12 protein-coding genes are annotated in these 15,683 nt (G+C 62.0%); 8 read left to right on the plus strand and 4 right to left on the minus strand.

From position 1 onward, the window contains the following. The first annotated feature begins 49 nt into the window (after positions 1–49). The 7 genes from Q0864_RS04695 to recN all read left to right on the plus strand — a co-directional run bounded on the left by Q0864_RS04695 (position 50) and on the right by recN (position 9,371). Positions 50–964, plus strand: a complete 915-nt coding sequence (locus Q0864_RS04695; RefSeq protein WP_298566789.1) for a D-alanine--D-alanine ligase — start codon at positions 50–52, stop codon at positions 962–964. Further along, positions 952–1,860: a cell division protein FtsQ/DivIB gene (locus tag Q0864_RS04700; protein WP_298566593.1), complete on the plus strand. Its 909-nt coding sequence runs from the start codon at positions 952–954 to the stop codon at positions 1,858–1,860. The genes Q0864_RS04695 and Q0864_RS04700 overlap by 13 nt, the downstream gene beginning before the upstream one ends. After that, positions 1,857–3,191 (plus strand): cell division protein FtsA, encoded by a 1,335-nt coding sequence (ftsA, locus tag Q0864_RS04705; RefSeq protein ID WP_298566594.1) that lies wholly within the window; start codon positions 1,857–1,859, stop codon positions 3,189–3,191. The genes Q0864_RS04700 and ftsA overlap by 4 nt, the downstream gene beginning before the upstream one ends. A gap of 234 nt (positions 3,192–3,425) precedes the next feature. Further along, positions 3,426–5,099 (plus strand): cell division protein FtsZ, encoded by a 1,674-nt coding sequence (ftsZ, locus tag Q0864_RS04710; RefSeq protein WP_298566595.1) that lies wholly within the window; start codon positions 3,426–3,428, stop codon positions 5,097–5,099. Between the two features lie 484 nt (positions 5,100–5,583). After that, positions 5,584–6,516 (plus strand): UDP-3-O-acyl-N-acetylglucosamine deacetylase, encoded by a 933-nt coding sequence (lpxC, locus tag Q0864_RS04715; protein ID WP_298566597.1) that lies wholly within the window; start codon positions 5,584–5,586, stop codon positions 6,514–6,516. 221 nt (positions 6,517–6,737) lie between these two features. Further along, positions 6,738–7,679: an outer membrane protein assembly factor BamD gene (locus Q0864_RS04720; RefSeq protein WP_298566598.1), complete on the plus strand. Its 942-nt coding sequence runs from the start codon at positions 6,738–6,740 to the stop codon at positions 7,677–7,679. Between the two features lie 39 nt (positions 7,680–7,718). After that, complete coding sequence (recN, locus tag Q0864_RS04725; protein WP_298566599.1) at positions 7,719–9,371, plus strand: DNA repair protein RecN; 1,653 nt, start codon at positions 7,719–7,721, stop codon at positions 9,369–9,371. Between the two features lie 6 nt (positions 9,372–9,377). On the opposite strand, the gene Q0864_RS04730 is transcribed toward recN, so the two are convergent. Next, a complete protein-coding gene (locus Q0864_RS04730) occupies positions 9,378–10,751 on the minus strand; it encodes an FAD-linked oxidase C-terminal domain-containing protein (RefSeq protein WP_298566600.1) in 1,374 nt (457 codons plus the stop codon). 76 nt (positions 10,752–10,827) lie between these two features. Here Q0864_RS04730 and Q0864_RS04735 point away from each other — a divergent pair, with 76 nt between their 5' ends. Continuing rightward, complete coding sequence (locus Q0864_RS04735; RefSeq protein WP_298566601.1) at positions 10,828–12,516, plus strand: chloride channel protein; 1,689 nt, start codon at positions 10,828–10,830, stop codon at positions 12,514–12,516. 13 nt (positions 12,517–12,529) lie between these two features. Here the strand turns inward: Q0864_RS04735 and rsmA are convergent, their stop codons facing one another. From rsmA to Q0864_RS04750, 3 genes are read right to left on the minus strand one after another with little or no spacing between them, the layout of a single operon-like run. Beyond that, on the minus strand, positions 12,530–13,369 hold the full coding sequence (rsmA, locus tag Q0864_RS04740; RefSeq protein ID WP_298566602.1) for a 16S rRNA (adenine(1518)-N(6)/adenine(1519)-N(6))-dimethyltransferase RsmA: 840 nt from the start codon (positions 13,367–13,369) through the stop codon (positions 12,530–12,532). Continuing rightward, on the minus strand, positions 13,366–14,367 hold the full coding sequence (gene pdxA / locus Q0864_RS04745) for a 4-hydroxythreonine-4-phosphate dehydrogenase PdxA (RefSeq protein WP_298566603.1): 1,002 nt from the start codon (positions 14,365–14,367) through the stop codon (positions 13,366–13,368). The genes rsmA and pdxA overlap by 4 nt, the downstream gene beginning before the upstream one ends. Beyond that, on the minus strand, positions 14,364–15,677 hold the full coding sequence (locus Q0864_RS04750; RefSeq protein WP_298566604.1) for a peptidylprolyl isomerase: 1,314 nt from the start codon (positions 15,675–15,677) through the stop codon (positions 14,364–14,366). The genes pdxA and Q0864_RS04750 overlap by 4 nt, the downstream gene beginning before the upstream one ends. Between the last annotated feature and the right edge of the window lie 6 nt (positions 15,678–15,683).

The raw sequence follows: 15,683 nt of genomic DNA on the forward strand, positions 1-15,683 counted from the left end.
GCTGGGCAGTTGGTCGCTTTGTGTGATCACGGACGAGGCAAAAGCAGGCATGTCGGGCAAGACAGTCTCGAAAGTTGTGGTTCTTCTGGGCGGCCCTTCGGCCGAACGGGAGGTGTCCTTGAGCTCGGGTCGCGAGTGCAGCGCGGCGCTGAGGACTGCAGGCTATGACGTGGTAGAGATAGACGCGGGCCCCGATCTGGCCGAGCGGCTGCGCGCCGAAGCCCCTGATGTGGTGTTCAACGCACTGCATGGTCGCTGGGGCGAAGATGGCTGCGTGCAAGGCCTGCTGGAGTGGCTGCAAATCCCCTATACCCATTCCGGCGTTCTGGCCTCGTCTCTGGCGATGGACAAGGAGCGCGCGAAGGATGCGTTTCGGATGGCTGGCCTGCCGGTTGTGGACAGTGTGCTGGCCTCGGCGGACGATGTGCGGTCGCGCCATGTGATGGAGCCGCCCTATGTGGTGAAGCCCTATAACGAAGGCAGCTCGGTCGGCATCTATATTGTGCAGGACGGTGCGAACTCTCCGCCCAAGCTGGCGCCGACGATGCCCAAGACGGTGATGGTCGAAACCTATGCGCCGGGGCGCGAAATGACGACCTCGGTGATGGGCGACACAGCTCTTGGGGTGACGGATATTCTGACCGATGGCTGGTATGACTACGACGCGAAGTACGCCGAGGGTGGTTCGCGCCACGTTTTCCCCGCCGACATTCCCGCCGACATCGAAGCCGCCTGTCTGGACTACGCCCTGCGCGCCCATCAGGTGCTGGGGTGCCGGGGTGTCAGCCGCACGGATTTCCGCTGGGACGAAACGCGCGGGCTGGACGGGTTGATCATCCTTGAAACCAACACCCAGCCCGGCATGACGCCAACCTCGCTTTCGCCCGAACAGGCGGTGCACAAGGGCATTTCCTTCAGTCAGTTTTGTGCCTGGATGGTGGAGGACGCGTCATGCGATCGCTAAGATCCAAACCATCGGCTGAGACGGGGCAGGGGGCCGTTCGCCGCGATCCTGCGCCGTCGCGTCTGGCCTACAAGGTGCACCGGCTTTGGCTGACCCCGGTGTTTCGCGCCTTTCTGCGCGTCGGATTGCCAGTCTTTGCGGTGCTCATGGCGACGGGCTGGTATTTTGCCAACCCGACCAACCGCTATGCGATTGGGGAAAAGCTGGCCCAGATCCAGAGGTCTGTGCAGGAACGCCCGGAATTCATGGTCAAGCTGATGGCCGTCGAAGGTGCCAGCCCGGTTGTGGCCGACGCCGTGCGTCAGATGCTGCCGATCGAATTTCCGATCTCCAGCTTTGATCTGGATCTTGAGGTGATGCGTCAGGAAATCTCAAAGCTTGATGTCATTGAAAAAGCCGAATTGCGCGTGCGCCCCGGTGGCGTGCTCGAGGTGGCCATTACAGAACGCCAACCCGTCATCGTCTGGCGCCACGAAGGCATTCTGGATCTGTTGGACAAGACCGGTCACCGGGTGGCCAGCATGGTGGCGCGCGATGGGCGCCCGGATCTTCCGCTGATCGCTGGGGCTGGGGCCGACAAGGCGGTGGATGAAGCGCTGGCGCTGATCGCGACCGCACGCCCGCTTGGGGCGGATTTGCGCGGCCTTGTGCGCGTTGGTGAACGCCGCTGGGACATCGTGCTGGGCACCAAGCAGCGCATTCTTTTGCCCACGGATGACCCCGTTGCAGCCCTGGAGCAGGTTATTGCCCTGCATCAGGCGCAAGACGTGTTGGCCCGTGATCTGACCGTTGTTGATATGAGAAACCCCTTGCGCCCGACGCTGCGCCTTGCCGACCCTGCGGTCGAGGAACTGCGCCGGATCAAGGGACTTGAATTCGGAGAGACCTCGCAATGACCGATCTTTACAGCCAACAGCGCGCCATGCGCTCGATGCGAGAAGCCGCCATGCAGCGGGGCGTGATTGCCATTCTGGATGTCGGCAGCTCGAAGATCGGATGCCTGATCCTGCGCTTCGACGGCCCCGGCCAGTTTCGCGACAGTGACGGCATCGGCGCCATGGCAGGACAAAGCGCGTTTCGGGTCATCGGGGCGTCGACCACACGATCGCGCGGGGTGCGCTTTGGCGAAATCGACGCGATGCAGGAAACCGAACGCGCCATCCGCACCGCGGTTCAGGCTGCGCAAAAGATGGCCAATATCCGGGTCGATCATGTGATCGCCTGTTTCTCAGGCGCCAATCCCCGGTCCTACGGTCTGGCCGGTGCGGTCGACCTGAACGATACTGCCGTGACAGAAGATGACGTGGCTCGTGTGCTGGCGTCTTGTGACATGCCCGATATCGGCGAAGGGCGGGAAGTCCTGCACGCGCAGCCGGTGAATTTTGCGCTTGATCATCGTTCGGGGCTTGGCGATCCGCGCGGGCAGATCGGCAACCGGCTGGCGGTTGATATGCATGTGATGACCGTGGACAGCGCGGTGATCCAGAACCTGCTTTACTGCATCAAGCGGTGTGATCTTGAACTGGCGGGGCTGGCCAGCTCGGCCTATGTGTCGGGCATTTCGGCGCTGGTGGAAGATGAACAAGAACTGGGTGCGGCCTGTATTGATCTGGGTGGTGGATCAACTGGTCTGTCCATCTTCATGAAAAAGCACATGATTTATTCCGACAGCGTGCGGTTGGGTGGCGATCATGTGACCTCGGACATCTCGAAAGGTCTTCAGGTGCCGTTGTCCACGGCCGAACGGATCAAGACCTTCTATGGCGGCGTCGTGGCCACCGGGATGGATGATCGCGAAATGATCGAGATCGGCGGCGACACCGGCGATTGGGAACATGACCGGCGCACGGTCAGCCGGGCCGAGCTGATCGGCATCATGCGCCCGCGCGTCGAGGAAATTCTAGAAGAGGTGCGCGGCTGCCTGGACGCCTCGGGTTTTGAGCATCTGCCAAGCCAGCAAATCGTGCTGACAGGTGGCGGCAGCCAAATCCCCGGGCTGGATGGGCTTGCCCCGAAAATTCTGGGTCAACAGGTGCGCATCGGGCGACCGCTGCGGGTGCAGGGGCTGCCACAGGCAGCCACGGGGGCGGGGTTTGCCTCGGCGGTGGGGTTGTGCCTGTTTGCAGCGCATCCCCAGGACGAATGGTGGGATTTTGACATTCCGGCCGACACCTACCCTTCGCGAAGCCTGCGACGGGCCTTGAAGTGGTTCAAGGACAATTGGTGATCTGACCCACGAACCCCCAATATGCGGTGCGTTCGGCGAAATCCTGCTGAAAACCTTTCGATTCCCCCAATATTTTGCGGCTTTGGGCGCCATTAGGGCGTGACGAAGGGCGCTTTCATGGGGTAACATGACCCAAATGAGGCAGTAACCGGCGATTCAGTCGGAATTAAAAGACCATATTTGCCGCCATCGGGGAACATCGGTGCGGCGCGGACATAGACAGGCGGACAAATCATGACTTTGAACCTTACCATGCCCGGTCAGGAAGAGTTGAAACCTCGGATCACGGTGTTTGGCGTGGGCGGTGCCGGTGGCAACGCTGTCAACAACATGATCGAGAAGGAACTCGAGGGCGTAGAATTCGTAGTGGCCAACACCGACGCGCAGGCATTGCAGCATTCGCGATCGAAAGACCGCATCCAGATGGGTGTGAAAGTGACAGAAGGATTGGGCGCAGGCGCGCGCGCATCGGTCGGCGCAGCGGCAGCCGAGGAATCGATCGAACAGATCGTCGACCACCTTGCTGGCGCGCATATGTGTTTCATCACCGCCGGTATGGGCGGCGGCACCGGAACCGGCGCTGCCCCGATCATCGCGCAAGCCGCGCGTGAACTGGGTGTGCTGACCGTTGGCGTTGTCACCAAACCGTTCCAATTCGAAGGCGCAAAACGGATGCGTCAGGCCGAAGACGGTGTGGAAGCCCTGCAAAAGATGGTCGACACGCTGATCATCATCCCCAACCAGAACCTGTTCCGTCTGGCCAATGAGAAAACGACCTTCACCGAGGCCTTCTCGATGGCCGATGACGTGCTTTATCAAGGCGTTAAGGGTGTAACGGACCTGATGGTTCGTCCCGGTCTCATCAACCTCGACTTCGCGGATGTCCGCGCCGTGATGGACGAGATGGGCAAAGCCATGATGGGCACCGGCGAAGCCAATGGCGAAGATCGTGCCATTCAGGCCGCCGAAAAAGCCATCGCCAACCCGCTTCTGGACGAAATCAGCCTGCGTGGCGCGAAGGGTGTGTTGATCAACATCACCGGCGGCTACGACCTGACGCTGTTCGAACTGGACGAAGCAGCCAACCGCATCCGCGAAGAAGTGGATCAGGACGCCAACATCATCGTCGGCTCGACGCTGGACACCGACATGGAAGGCGCGATGCGCGTGTCCGTGGTCGCTACTGGCATCGACGCGGTCGACGTGAACACCGAAATGCCGGTGCCGCGTCGCAGCTTGGCGTCACCGCTGCAAGCGCCCCATGATGTGGAGCAGAAGATGGAGCTGGAAGCGCCTGAGGCTGTGGCCGCGGCCGCCGCGATCGATAACGCGCCGGCACCTGAAGCAGCCGTGGCCGCAGAAGCCACCACTGAACCAACGCTGTTTGGCGACATGGAGCCCGCTGCCTCTGCGGCGGACCCCGCCCAAGCATATGAAGCCCGCGAAAACGTGTTTCAGGCAGAGCAAGCTGGCGGCGACATTCCCCCGCCCGCGTATCAGCCGGCTGAAAACGAAGTTGAAGCCACCCCCGCTGCAGCAAGCTATGGTGAAGAACCCGGCATTGCACAGTTCGTCGCCCCCAAAGCGCCGACACCGGGAACCCCGTCGCCCGAGGCGATGGCCCGCCTGCAAGCTGCGGTGCACAACCAACCCCGGGCGCAGCAGCAGGGTCAAACCCCTGTCCAACAGCCCGCGCATCCGACAGGTTCCGCTTCGGATAAACCACGTTTCGGGATCAATTCGTTGATCAACCGGATGACCGGGTCAGGAGCTGCAGGTGCTGAAGATCAGGTGCGCAACCAGCCTCCGGTGCAATCCGAGCAGCCTGCGCAGCCGCAAACAGCGGCACCCGATCCCGACCAAGACAAGGTCGAGATCCCCGCGTTCCTGCGCCGTCAGGCCAACTGATCGACACGGCGCGGGGGCTGATCCCGCGCAAGTCGTTCAATTCGGCGGTTTGGTGCCGGTTGGACACAGCCAGGACAAGACACAAGGGTCAGCCGAAAGGCTGGCCCTTTACCTTTAGAAACAAAGACTTATTGTCCTTACTTAAGATGGCTTCCAGCGCCGGCGCGACGCGTGTGGTGATGTTACAAACCATTACAGAGGTTTGAATTGAGATTGCGCCGGGCAAGACTTACCTCTGGGTCATCGGTCAAATGGGCCGGTTCGCGCCAGAGGCGTCCTGCAGAAGTCTTGTTCAAGGGCTGAAGTGTGGGGCCAGATGACCACCCGGTTTCCGGGCCGGCCAAGGGCGCATCGAGGCAGTGACACTCCACGCTGCGTTCGTTGCGACCACGGCCGCTGGTGCGAGGCAGAACAATGGCCGCCCGTTGCCGCAGACATGCGCGGGCCAAAGCCAGACGGACCGAGGCTATCTAAGAGGCGCCAAGTGCAGACGACTGTTGCAAGCACTGTCACATTTACCGGAACCGGGCTCCATTCGGGGCGTCCGGCCCGTATGCGTGTCCAGCCCGCCTCGGCAGAATATGGGATCTGGTTCAAACGTGTCGATGTCGCGGGGTGCGATAATCTGATCCCTGCGCATTGGGCATCGGGTGTGCCGTCGCCGCTGTGCACGTTGATCCGCAACGACGCCGGGGTCGAAGTCAAGACAATCGAACACATCATGGCCGCGCTTGCGGGCTGTGGCATTCACAACGCGCTGATTGAACTGGATGGGCCGGAAGTGCCGATCATGGACGGCAGCGCGGCGCGTTTCGTGGATGGGCTGGTCAAGGCAGGGGTGCGTGAATTGGCAGCCCCGGCGCGGATGATCGAAGTGCTTGAGGCCGTCGAATATCGCGAAGGTGATGGCGACGACGCCGCCTGGGCGCGGCTTGAGCCGTCAGACGGGTTCGAGATCGACTTTTACATTTCGTTCCCCGACGCAGCGATCGGCACACAGCAAATGCGCCTTGATATGTCGAACGGCAACTTCGTGCGTGAATTGAGCGATTGCCGCACCTTCTGCCGTCAGGCGGATGTCGAAGCGATGCGCAATGCCGGACTGGCCCTTGGCGGCACTTATGACAACGCGGTCGTCGTGGATGGTGATCAGGTCCTGTCCCCCGGCGGGTTGCGCCGCGCCAACGAAGCCGTGCGCCACAAAATGCTGGATGCACTGGGTGATCTGGCCTTGGCCGGCGCGCCGCTGAAAGCGCGTTATGTGGGCCACCGGGCCGGACATGCGATGACCAACAAACTTTTGCGTGTGTTGTTTGATACGCCCGGCGCCTGGCGGCTTGTGGAATGTGACGACAACGCATCGCGGCGTTTGCCGGGTGTCGGTGTGCGCAAATCCGACCTGCCTATGTCGGCTTGAGCCTTCGTCAACGCATCGCGCTACGGGTGTTTAAGACCCACATGCCACGTCGTTTCGGCGTGGCATTTTGCGTTTTTCGGCAAAGACAGTGTTGCCCTGCGACAAACCATGTGACCCCAAGGCGCGAAATTTGCATAGCAAACCATTTTGCCTCGAAAATTTCTGTGCTAGGACAAGCAGGAACAAGTCGGATCTTTCGGTCTGGCAAGAATATCTTTGGGGTGGCACCGATCATGATCGGCGGGAATTTTGGCAAGGCTATTGGCGCAGCGCTGATGTCAGGGATGGTTCTGACCTCTTGCGGCGGTGGATCTGGCAGTCTGGGTTTCGGCAGCCTCGGCGGCAGTTCAGGCAGTTTGGGCGGCGGCGGATCTGGCGGCGGGGGTGGTCTGTTCGCATCCCCCGTGGAAAAGCGACCCATTGATCAGTGGAGCGCCGAAGAAATCTTCAAGCGCGGTGAATACGATCTGGAGCGGGGCGACCCGTCCGAGGCGGCCAAGTGGTTTGGCGAAGTTGAACGCCTGTATCCCTATTCCGAATGGGCCAAGCGTGCGTTGATCATGCAGGCCTTTTCCTACCACAAAGACCGCGACTACGAACAATCGCGCGCCAGTGCGCAGCGCTATATCGATGTTTTCCCGGCAGACGAAGATGCGGCCTATGCGCAGTATCTGCTGGCGCTCAGCTATTACGACCAGATCGACGAGATCGGACGCGATCAGGGTTTGACCTATCAGGCCCTTCAGGCGCTGCGTGTGGTGATCGAACGCTATCCGAATACCGAATACGCCAAATCAGCGATCCTCAAGTTCGACCTGGCCTTCGACCACTTGGCAGCGAAGGAAATGGAGATTGGTCGCTACTACCTCAAGCGCAAGCACTATGCCGCGGCAATCAACCGCTTCCGCGTGGTGGTGGAGCAGTTCCAGACCACCAGCCACGTGGCCGAGGCGCTGCACCGGCTTGTCGAAGGCTATCTGTCGCTTGGGCTGACCAACGAGGCGCAGACCGCAGGCGCGATTCTGGGCCACAACTTCCAGTCGACCCCTTGGTATGAAAGCAGCTATCGTTTGTTGACCAAGGCCGGGCTGAAACCTGAAGCCAAAGGCAACAACTGGCTGAACAAGGTCTATCGTCAGCTTATCAAAGGTGAATGGCTCTGATCCCTATCTGGGATGGGCCAAGGCGCGACCGGGGGCTCAATGCTGCGTGGTCTTGATATCCGCGATCTTCTGATCATTGACCGGTTGGAGCTTGAGTTTCAGCCGGGCCTGAACGTGCTGACCGGGGAAACCGGTGCGGGCAAATCCATATTGCTGGACAGTCTTGGCTTCGTTCTGGGTTGGCGCGGGCGCGCGGATCTTGTGCGCACGGGCGCCGAACAGGGCGAAGTGACCGCGATCTTCGATCTGCCTGAAACCCACCCGGCCCGCGCGGTGCTGGACGACGCTGGTATCCCCGTCGAGGACGAGCTGGTGCTGCGCCGGATAAACCGCGCCGATGGGCGCAAGACGGCGTGGGTGAACGACCGCCGTGCCTCGGGCGAGGTGCTGCGCGCCCTGTCTGACACGCTGGTGGAACTGCACGGCCAACAGGACGACCGCGGTCTTTTGAACCCGCGTGTGCACCGTCAATTGCTGGATGAATTTGGCGGGCTTGGCGCGCAACTTGATGCCACCCGCGCTGCATGGCGCGACTTGGCCAAGGCGCAAAAAGCGTTGGATCAGGCCCGCGCCGATCTGCAAGCCGCTCAGGCCGAAGAGGAGTTTCTGCGCCACGCGGTGGGCGAGTTGGGCGCGCTTGCCCCGGAACCCGGCGAGGATGCAGAGCTCGACAGTCGCCGCCGGTTGATGCAGGCCGCCGAACGGATTGGCGAGGACATCACCAAGGCCCATCAAGCGCTGAGCGCTGGCGAAGGGGCCGAGGCCCGGATGGGCGATGCGCTCAGGTGGCTGGAAGGCGTGGCAGATCAGGCGGGCGAGGCGCTGGATCCGCCAATCTCGGCCCTTGGGCGGGCGTTGGCCGAACTGGGCGATGCGGTGCAGGGTGTTGAAACAGCAATGGAAACATTGTCCTTCGACCCGCATGAACTGGATCAGGCCGAAGAACGCTTGTTCGCGATTCGCGCCATGGCACGCAAACATCAGGTGGCCCCGGATGACCTTGGTGGCTTTGCCGAAGAATTGCGCGCGCGCCTTGTGGCACTGGATGCAGGTGCCGGGGCCATCGCTGGGCTGGAAAAGGACGTGGCAGAAGCGCAGACGCGCTATGACCAAGCCGCCACCTCTTTGACCCGTGCCCGCAAGGCAGCGGCAAAGGATCTGGACAAGGCGATGTCGGGCGAACTTGCGCCGCTCAAGATGGAACGCGCTGTCTTCACCACAGCGCTGGCCGTTGCGGAAAGCGGGCCAGAGGGGCGCGATCAGGTGACCTTCACCGTTGCCACCAATCCCGGCGCGCCTTCCGGTCCGCTGAACAAGATCGCATCCGGGGGAGAGCTGAGCCGGTTTCTGCTGGCGCTGAAGGTTTGCCTGACCCGCGAGGCCGATGGGCTGACGATGATCTTTGACGAGATCGACCGGGGTGTCGGCGGCGCGACCGCCGATGCGGTTGGGCGTCGCCTGTCAGCATTGTCGGATGGCGGGCAGGTGTTGGTGGTGACCCACAGCCCACAAGTCGCCGCGTTGGGCGACCACCACTGGCAGGTGCAAAAATCGGTGGCGGAGGGCATGACACGCTCCACGGTTCTGGCGCTGGACGATGCGGCGCGGGTGGACGAGGTGGCGCGCATGATCTCGGGCGACACAATCACCGAAGCAGGCCGGGCGGCGGCGAAGGAACTGCTGGGCGGGTAAACCGCGTTACCCTTGTGGCACTAGTTTGCCGGGGTTCAGGATGCCGCTCGGGTCGAGCGCGGCCTTGATGTCGCCCATCACCGCCCATGCGTCTCCGTGCTCACCTTCCATCAATTCCAGCTTGCCCATGCCGATGCCGTGCTCGCCGGTGATGGTGCCGCCCATCGCAAGGGCGCGGTCGCTCATCCGCTTGGCAAGCGCCTTGGCGGTGGCCTTCTCGGCTTCGTTGCCGTCGTCGATCAGCAAGATCGCGTGGAAGTTTCCGTCACCCACATGGCCAAGGATCGGGCCGAGCAGACCTGAACTGGCAATATCGGCCCGCGTTTCTTCGACCGCCTGCGCCAGTTTGGACAAGGGCACGCAGATATCGGTGACAATCGCGCGCGCGCCGGGGCGCAGCGACAACACCGCATAATATGCGTGGTGGCGGATCTTCCACAGCGCATTGCGATCTTCGGTGCGGGTGGCGTGCTCATATCCGCGCGCGCCAAACTCGTCTGCGATGTCGCCAAAGCCTTGGCTGGCTTCTGCCACCGCGGCAGGGCTTCCGTGAAACTCGACCAATAGATGCGGGCATTCGGGCATCTCGGTGCCGGCATAGCCGTTGAAGGCGCGGGCGGTGTCGGCGTCGACGAACTCGATGCGGGCCATCTGAATGCCCATCTGGATGACTTGCTGCACCGTGCCAACGGCGGCTTCCATATCGGGGAAGGCGCAAATGCCGGCGCTGATCACTTCTGGTGTGCCGTGCAAGCGCAGGGTCAGTTCGGTGATGATGCCAAGCGTGCCCTCCGAGCCTAAAAACAGCGCCGTCAGATCGTAGCCCGATGCCGACTTCGCCGCGCGCGATCCGGTTTTGATGATCCGCCCATCTGCCAGCACCACGGTCAGGCCCAGCACATTGTCGCGCATCGACCCATAGCGCACCGTGGTTGTGCCAGAGGCGCGCGTTGCCGCCATCCCCCCGATCGAGGCATTGGCGCCGGGGTCCACCGGAAAGAAAACGCCCAACATGCGCAGCTCATGGTTCAGATCTTCGCGGGTCAGGCCGGGTTGCACCACCGCGATCATGTCGCCGGGATCGGTGGTGATCAGGGCGTTCATCCGGCTCATGTCCAGACACAGCCCCCCATGGGGCGCGCTGGTGTGACCTTCCAATGACGTGCCCGCGCCATAAGCAATGACTGGGACAGACGCGTTGTGGCACAGGAGCAGAATGCGGCTGACCTCGTCCGTGGTTTCGGGCCATGCCACCGCATCGGGCGGGGAAAGGGCGAAATGGCTTTCAGAACCACCGTGATGGTCCAGATCGGACTTGGAGCGGCTGAGCCGATCGCCTAGCATGGACGAAAGCTCGGTAAACACGGTGTCGATGGTCATCCCATCCTCCCCAGCAAAGCCGGAACAACTTATGGTAAATGCGTGATCTTGGGAAGGGCCGCGCGGGCGGGGGACCATGCCTAATCGGCTAAAATTGTTCTTAGATCGCGCTTTGCGGGATTTGGTGGATCGGACCTCCACCGGTTGGCATATTTTGGCCAAGCAAGGCCCCAGTCAAGTACAGTTCTGGCTGATCGCTTTGGTGATCGGAATTGCGTCCGGATTTGCCGCCCTTGGATTTCGAAAAGGGATCGAGAAGCTGCAGGCGGCCCTTTATGGCACCGAAGACCTTGCGCATCTGCACAGTTTTGCCGGCACGTTGCCGTGGTATTGGGTGCTGCTGATCCCTGCATTTGGTGGGCTGGTGGTCGGGATCATCCTGAACTGGTTTACCCATGACGGACGCGTGCGCGCCGTGGCTGACGTGATCGAAGGCGCCGCCCTGTGGGACGGTCGGGTCGAAAAACGCGCGGGGCTGGGTTCGGCGCTGGCGTCCATGATTACGCTGTCGACCGGCGGGTCGTCAGGCCGCGAAGGCCCGGTTGTGCACTTGGCCGCGGTGATTTCCAGCTGGGTGTCCGCGCGGATCAACGCCAATGGCGTGACCGGCCGCGATTTGCTTGGCTGCGCCGTGGCGGCGGCTGTTTCTGCCAGCTTCAACGCGCCCATTGCCGGCGCGCTGTTCGCGTTGGAGGTCGTGTTGCGCCACTTCGCGGTGCATGCCTTCGCCCCCATCGCCATCGCGTCAGTCGCGGGCACGGTGATCAACCGGATCGAATATGGTGATGTGACAGAGTTCGTTTTGCCTGCCGAGGGGTCGCTCGCCTTCTATGTCGAATTGCCTGCCTTTTTGCTTCTTGGCGTTGTGTGCGGCGTGGTCGCCGTCATCCTTATGCGGGCGATTTTCTGGGCTGATGATGTCGGCAATTCGTTACAGGCGACCTTGCGACTTCCGAAGGTGCTGCGACCCGCCCTCGCCGGGTTGATCCTTGGCGCAATTGCCATCTGGTTTCCTCATATCATCGGCGTTGGGTATGAAACGACATCGGTCGCCCTGACCGGTGGGCTGGGTCTGCAATTGGCGATCACCTATGTGGTGGTGAAGGTGGCGGCTGTGGCGATCACCATGGCCGGGCGTATGGGGGGGGGCGTGTTTTCCCCTGCCTTGATGGTCGGGGCGCTGACTGGCTTGGCCTTCGGCATCGTTGCAACGGCTGTTTTCCCTGACGTGTCAGGGTCCGAGACACTCTATGCGCTTGCCGGAATGGGGGCCGTTGCGGCGGCGGTGCTGGGCGCGCCGATTTCAACCACGTTGATCGTGTTCGAACTGACCGGAGACTGGCAAACCGGAATTGCCGTCATGGCCGCGGTATCGCTGTCGACAGCCTTGGCCAGCCGTTGGGTCGATCGCAGTTTCTTCCTGACCCAATTGGAGCGGCGCAATATCCATCTGGCTGCCGGGCCACAGGCTTATCTGTTGAGCACGGTGCGTGTCGCACAAATCATGCGCGACAAGGTTGACGCCCGCGCAGCCGGTGAAGCGCAGTGCTGGGAATTGATCGAAGAAGGCGTCTATGTCGACGGAAACGCCACGCTGGAGGCGCTGATGCCGATGTTTGAAAGCTCGAACGCGCGGTTCATTCCCGTGGTAACGCTTGGTGGGGCAGGCGACCCACCCGAACTTTGGGGTGCGGTGTTTCATGTTGATGCGTTGAAAGCCTTCAACCGCGCACTGGCGGATACGGCGGCAGAAGAACACAGCTAGGGCGATTACCCGTCTACGCGCTCAGCGCGCGGCTCAAGGCGCAGAACGCTTCGATCCCGATCTCTTCGGCGCGCGAGGTGGGTTTGATCCCGACCGATGTCAGCACGTCCTCTATCTCGGGATGCAGCCCTTTCAGGGACGCGCGCAGCATCTTGCGCCGTTGCCCGAAGGCTTTGGCCACAAGGGCTTGCAGCTTGTCCGGGTCGGCCTCAAACCGGGGCGCGGGCAGGGCGTCGAAATGCACCACGGCGGAATGGATCTTGGGCGGCGGGGTGAACGCCTCGGGTGGCAGTTCCATCACGATGCGCGGTGTGGTGCGCCACTGGGCCAGCACCGCCAAGCGGCCATATTTCTTTGATCCGGGCTGGGCGACGATCCGTTCGGCGACTTCTTTCTGGAACATCAAGGTCAGGCTGTCCCAGACCGGCGGCCAACTGGGCGGCGTGAGCCACCGCACCAAAAGCTCGGTCCCGACATTGTAAGGCAAGTTGGCGACGATGCGAATGGGCGGGGTCAGATGCTCTAGCGGATCAAGGGTCAGCGCGTCAGCGTTGATGATCTGCAGCCGGTCCGGATAGACGGTTTGAATTTCGGCCAGCGGCGCCATGGCGCGGCTGTCCTTTTCCACCGCCAGCACCTTGCGCGCGCCTTCGACCAGCAGACCGCGCGTCAGCCCACCGGGGCCGGGGCCGATTTCCAGCACGTCCGAGTTCGCCAGATCACCCGCCATCCGAGCGATTTTGGCGGTCAGATTGAGGTCGAGCAGGAAGTTTTGCCCAAGTGATTTCTTGGCGATCAACCCGTGGGTCGCTATGACCTCGCGCAGAGGGGGCAGGCCGTCGATCTGGCTCATGCGTGACGCTCCTGTCTGGCGCGGCCCATCTGGTGCGCCATGCGCAACGCCGCGATCAGCGAGCTTGGGTCGCCCTTGTCCGTTCCAGCGATATCAAACGCGGTGCCGTGGTCGGGAGATGTGCGCACGAAGGGCAAGCCCAGTGTCACGTTGACACCGCCCGAAAAGTCGATGGTCTTGATCGGGATCAGTGCTTGATCGTGATACATGCAGATCGCCGCGTCATAGCCTGCGCGCGCGGCGGCATGGAACATGGTGTCTGCCGAGGACGGACCGATCAGGTTCATTCCACCCGCGCGCAGGTCGTCAAGAAGGGGCGAGATCATCTCGATCTCTTCGCGCCCCATTGCGCCACCTTCGCCCGCATGAGGGTTCAGCCCAGCCACCGCAATGCGCGGCGAGGTCAGGCCGAAATCGTTGATCAGGGCGGCATAGGTGGTCTGGATGACTTGTTTCAGAAGCGCGGGCGTCAGCGCGGCGGGCACCTCGGACAGGGCGATGTGGATGGTGGCGGGAACGACGCGCAGCCCTTCGCAAGCCAGCATCATCACCACATCAGCGCCTCCGGCAAGATGGGACAGAAATTCAGTGTGGCCGGGAAAGGCAAACCCCGCGCCATCTTTCAGCGCTTTCTTGTGGATCGGGTTGGTGCAGACCGCCAGTGCCTCGCCGGATTGGGTCAGGCTGACCGCCTTCTCGATCACCGCGATGACATGTGCCGCGTGATCCGGTTGGGCGACGCCGGGGGTGCGCGGCGTTCCGAAATCATGCGCAAGCACAGGCAGGCTGTCTGCGTCCAACGCGTCCGACGGTTTCGTGATGAGGGTGAACGGCCGATCATCAGGCAGATGTGCCGGATCACCGATCAGGAAGAACGGCACCGAAATGCCAAGCGTATCGAAGGCAAGACCCGCGATATCCGGTCCGATCCCCGCTGGTTCCCCAATGGTCAACGCCACGGGCCGTCGCGCGCCGGTCGGCAAGGGATGGCCGGTCATTGGGTCAGGTAGTCTTCGATATGGGCTGCGGCCTTCAGCTCGTCCAGATAAGCGGTTGCCAGGTTTTGCAGACGTCCATTGGTCAACTGCCGCCGAATGTCATCGCGGCTGATCTCTTCAGGCAGATCGCGTATGCGAGAACACAGCATCAGAAAGACCAGGTTCTGCCCCGACGCCGATGTCAGCGCTGTCGAGCTTTCACCTTCGTCCAATTTGGCAAGCTCCAGCGCATAGTTGGTGGGGATCTGCCCGATGGGCAGGGCCTCGCGTTGCAATTGCTCTTCGGGAAGATCTTGCGCGACAGCATAGAGGTCATCACAGGTGTCCACCTTGGCGCGGATGCTGGCAGCTTGCGTCAGGGCCTTTTCGCTGCGACCGCCGGGGATCAGGAAGGTGGCATAATCCACCGTCACATCCGTGGGGGCTGGAACGTCGGTTTCTTCAAGCGCCCGAAGCTGGAACACCGCGACGCCGTTCTTGACCGGGATCGGTTCGGTGACATGACCGGGGGCCAGCGGCAGGATTTTCGCAGCGACTGCGGGCGGCAGATTGGCGATGTCCATCCAGTCAAGCCGACCAGAGCGGCCCCGTGATGGCGCGACCGAAAAGCGCCGGGCGGCTGATGCGAAGGCGGGCAGGGTGGTGATCGCGCCCAGTTCCGAGGCACGCGCGTTTGCGGCCTGCATTTGCGGTGGCGTTTGTGCAGGCAGAATGATCTCAGACAACAGCACGCGCACGCCAGCACCGGGCCGGGTCAGCGCCAGTTGGCGGTCGATCTCGTCTTCGGTGATGGTGATGCGCCCGGCCCAACGCGCGCGCACAACCGCGCGCCATGCGATGCCGCCGGATACAAAATCGCGGAAGGTTTCGGGCGCGATGCCGCCCTGGGCTATGATCTTGTTGAAGGTTTCGACATCCAGATTGAACCGCCCGGTGAACTCTTCCATCCCCGCCAGAACCTCTTCGGCCGAAGGTTCAATGTCGGCGATGTCCGCCGCCTGACGTTGCAGTGCTTCGTCGGTCAACTGCTCAAGCGCCAGTTTGCGGATATCTCCGGGCGCCTTCAGGATCGTCAGAAACGCCATGCGCTGCGACAGCTCGTAGGCGGTGATCACGCGTTCGTTGATTTTCTTTACCGGCGCAAATAGGTCTTGTGCCACGGCCGTCCCGGCGCCGGTCATCACGAGGATCAAGAGCCCCGCCAGCATCCCTGACAAAAGCCGTTGGCCCAGATGTTTGCCGGGTGCGCTGTTGATGCGGGTGTTGGCCATGCGGTTCACCATTTTCTTGTCCGATCTGCTCTTCGTCATCTCAAT

The organism is uncultured Aliiroseovarius sp. (genome assembly GCF_947497285.1).
Taxonomy (GTDB): Bacteria; Pseudomonadota; Alphaproteobacteria; order Rhodobacterales; family Rhodobacteraceae; genus Aliiroseovarius.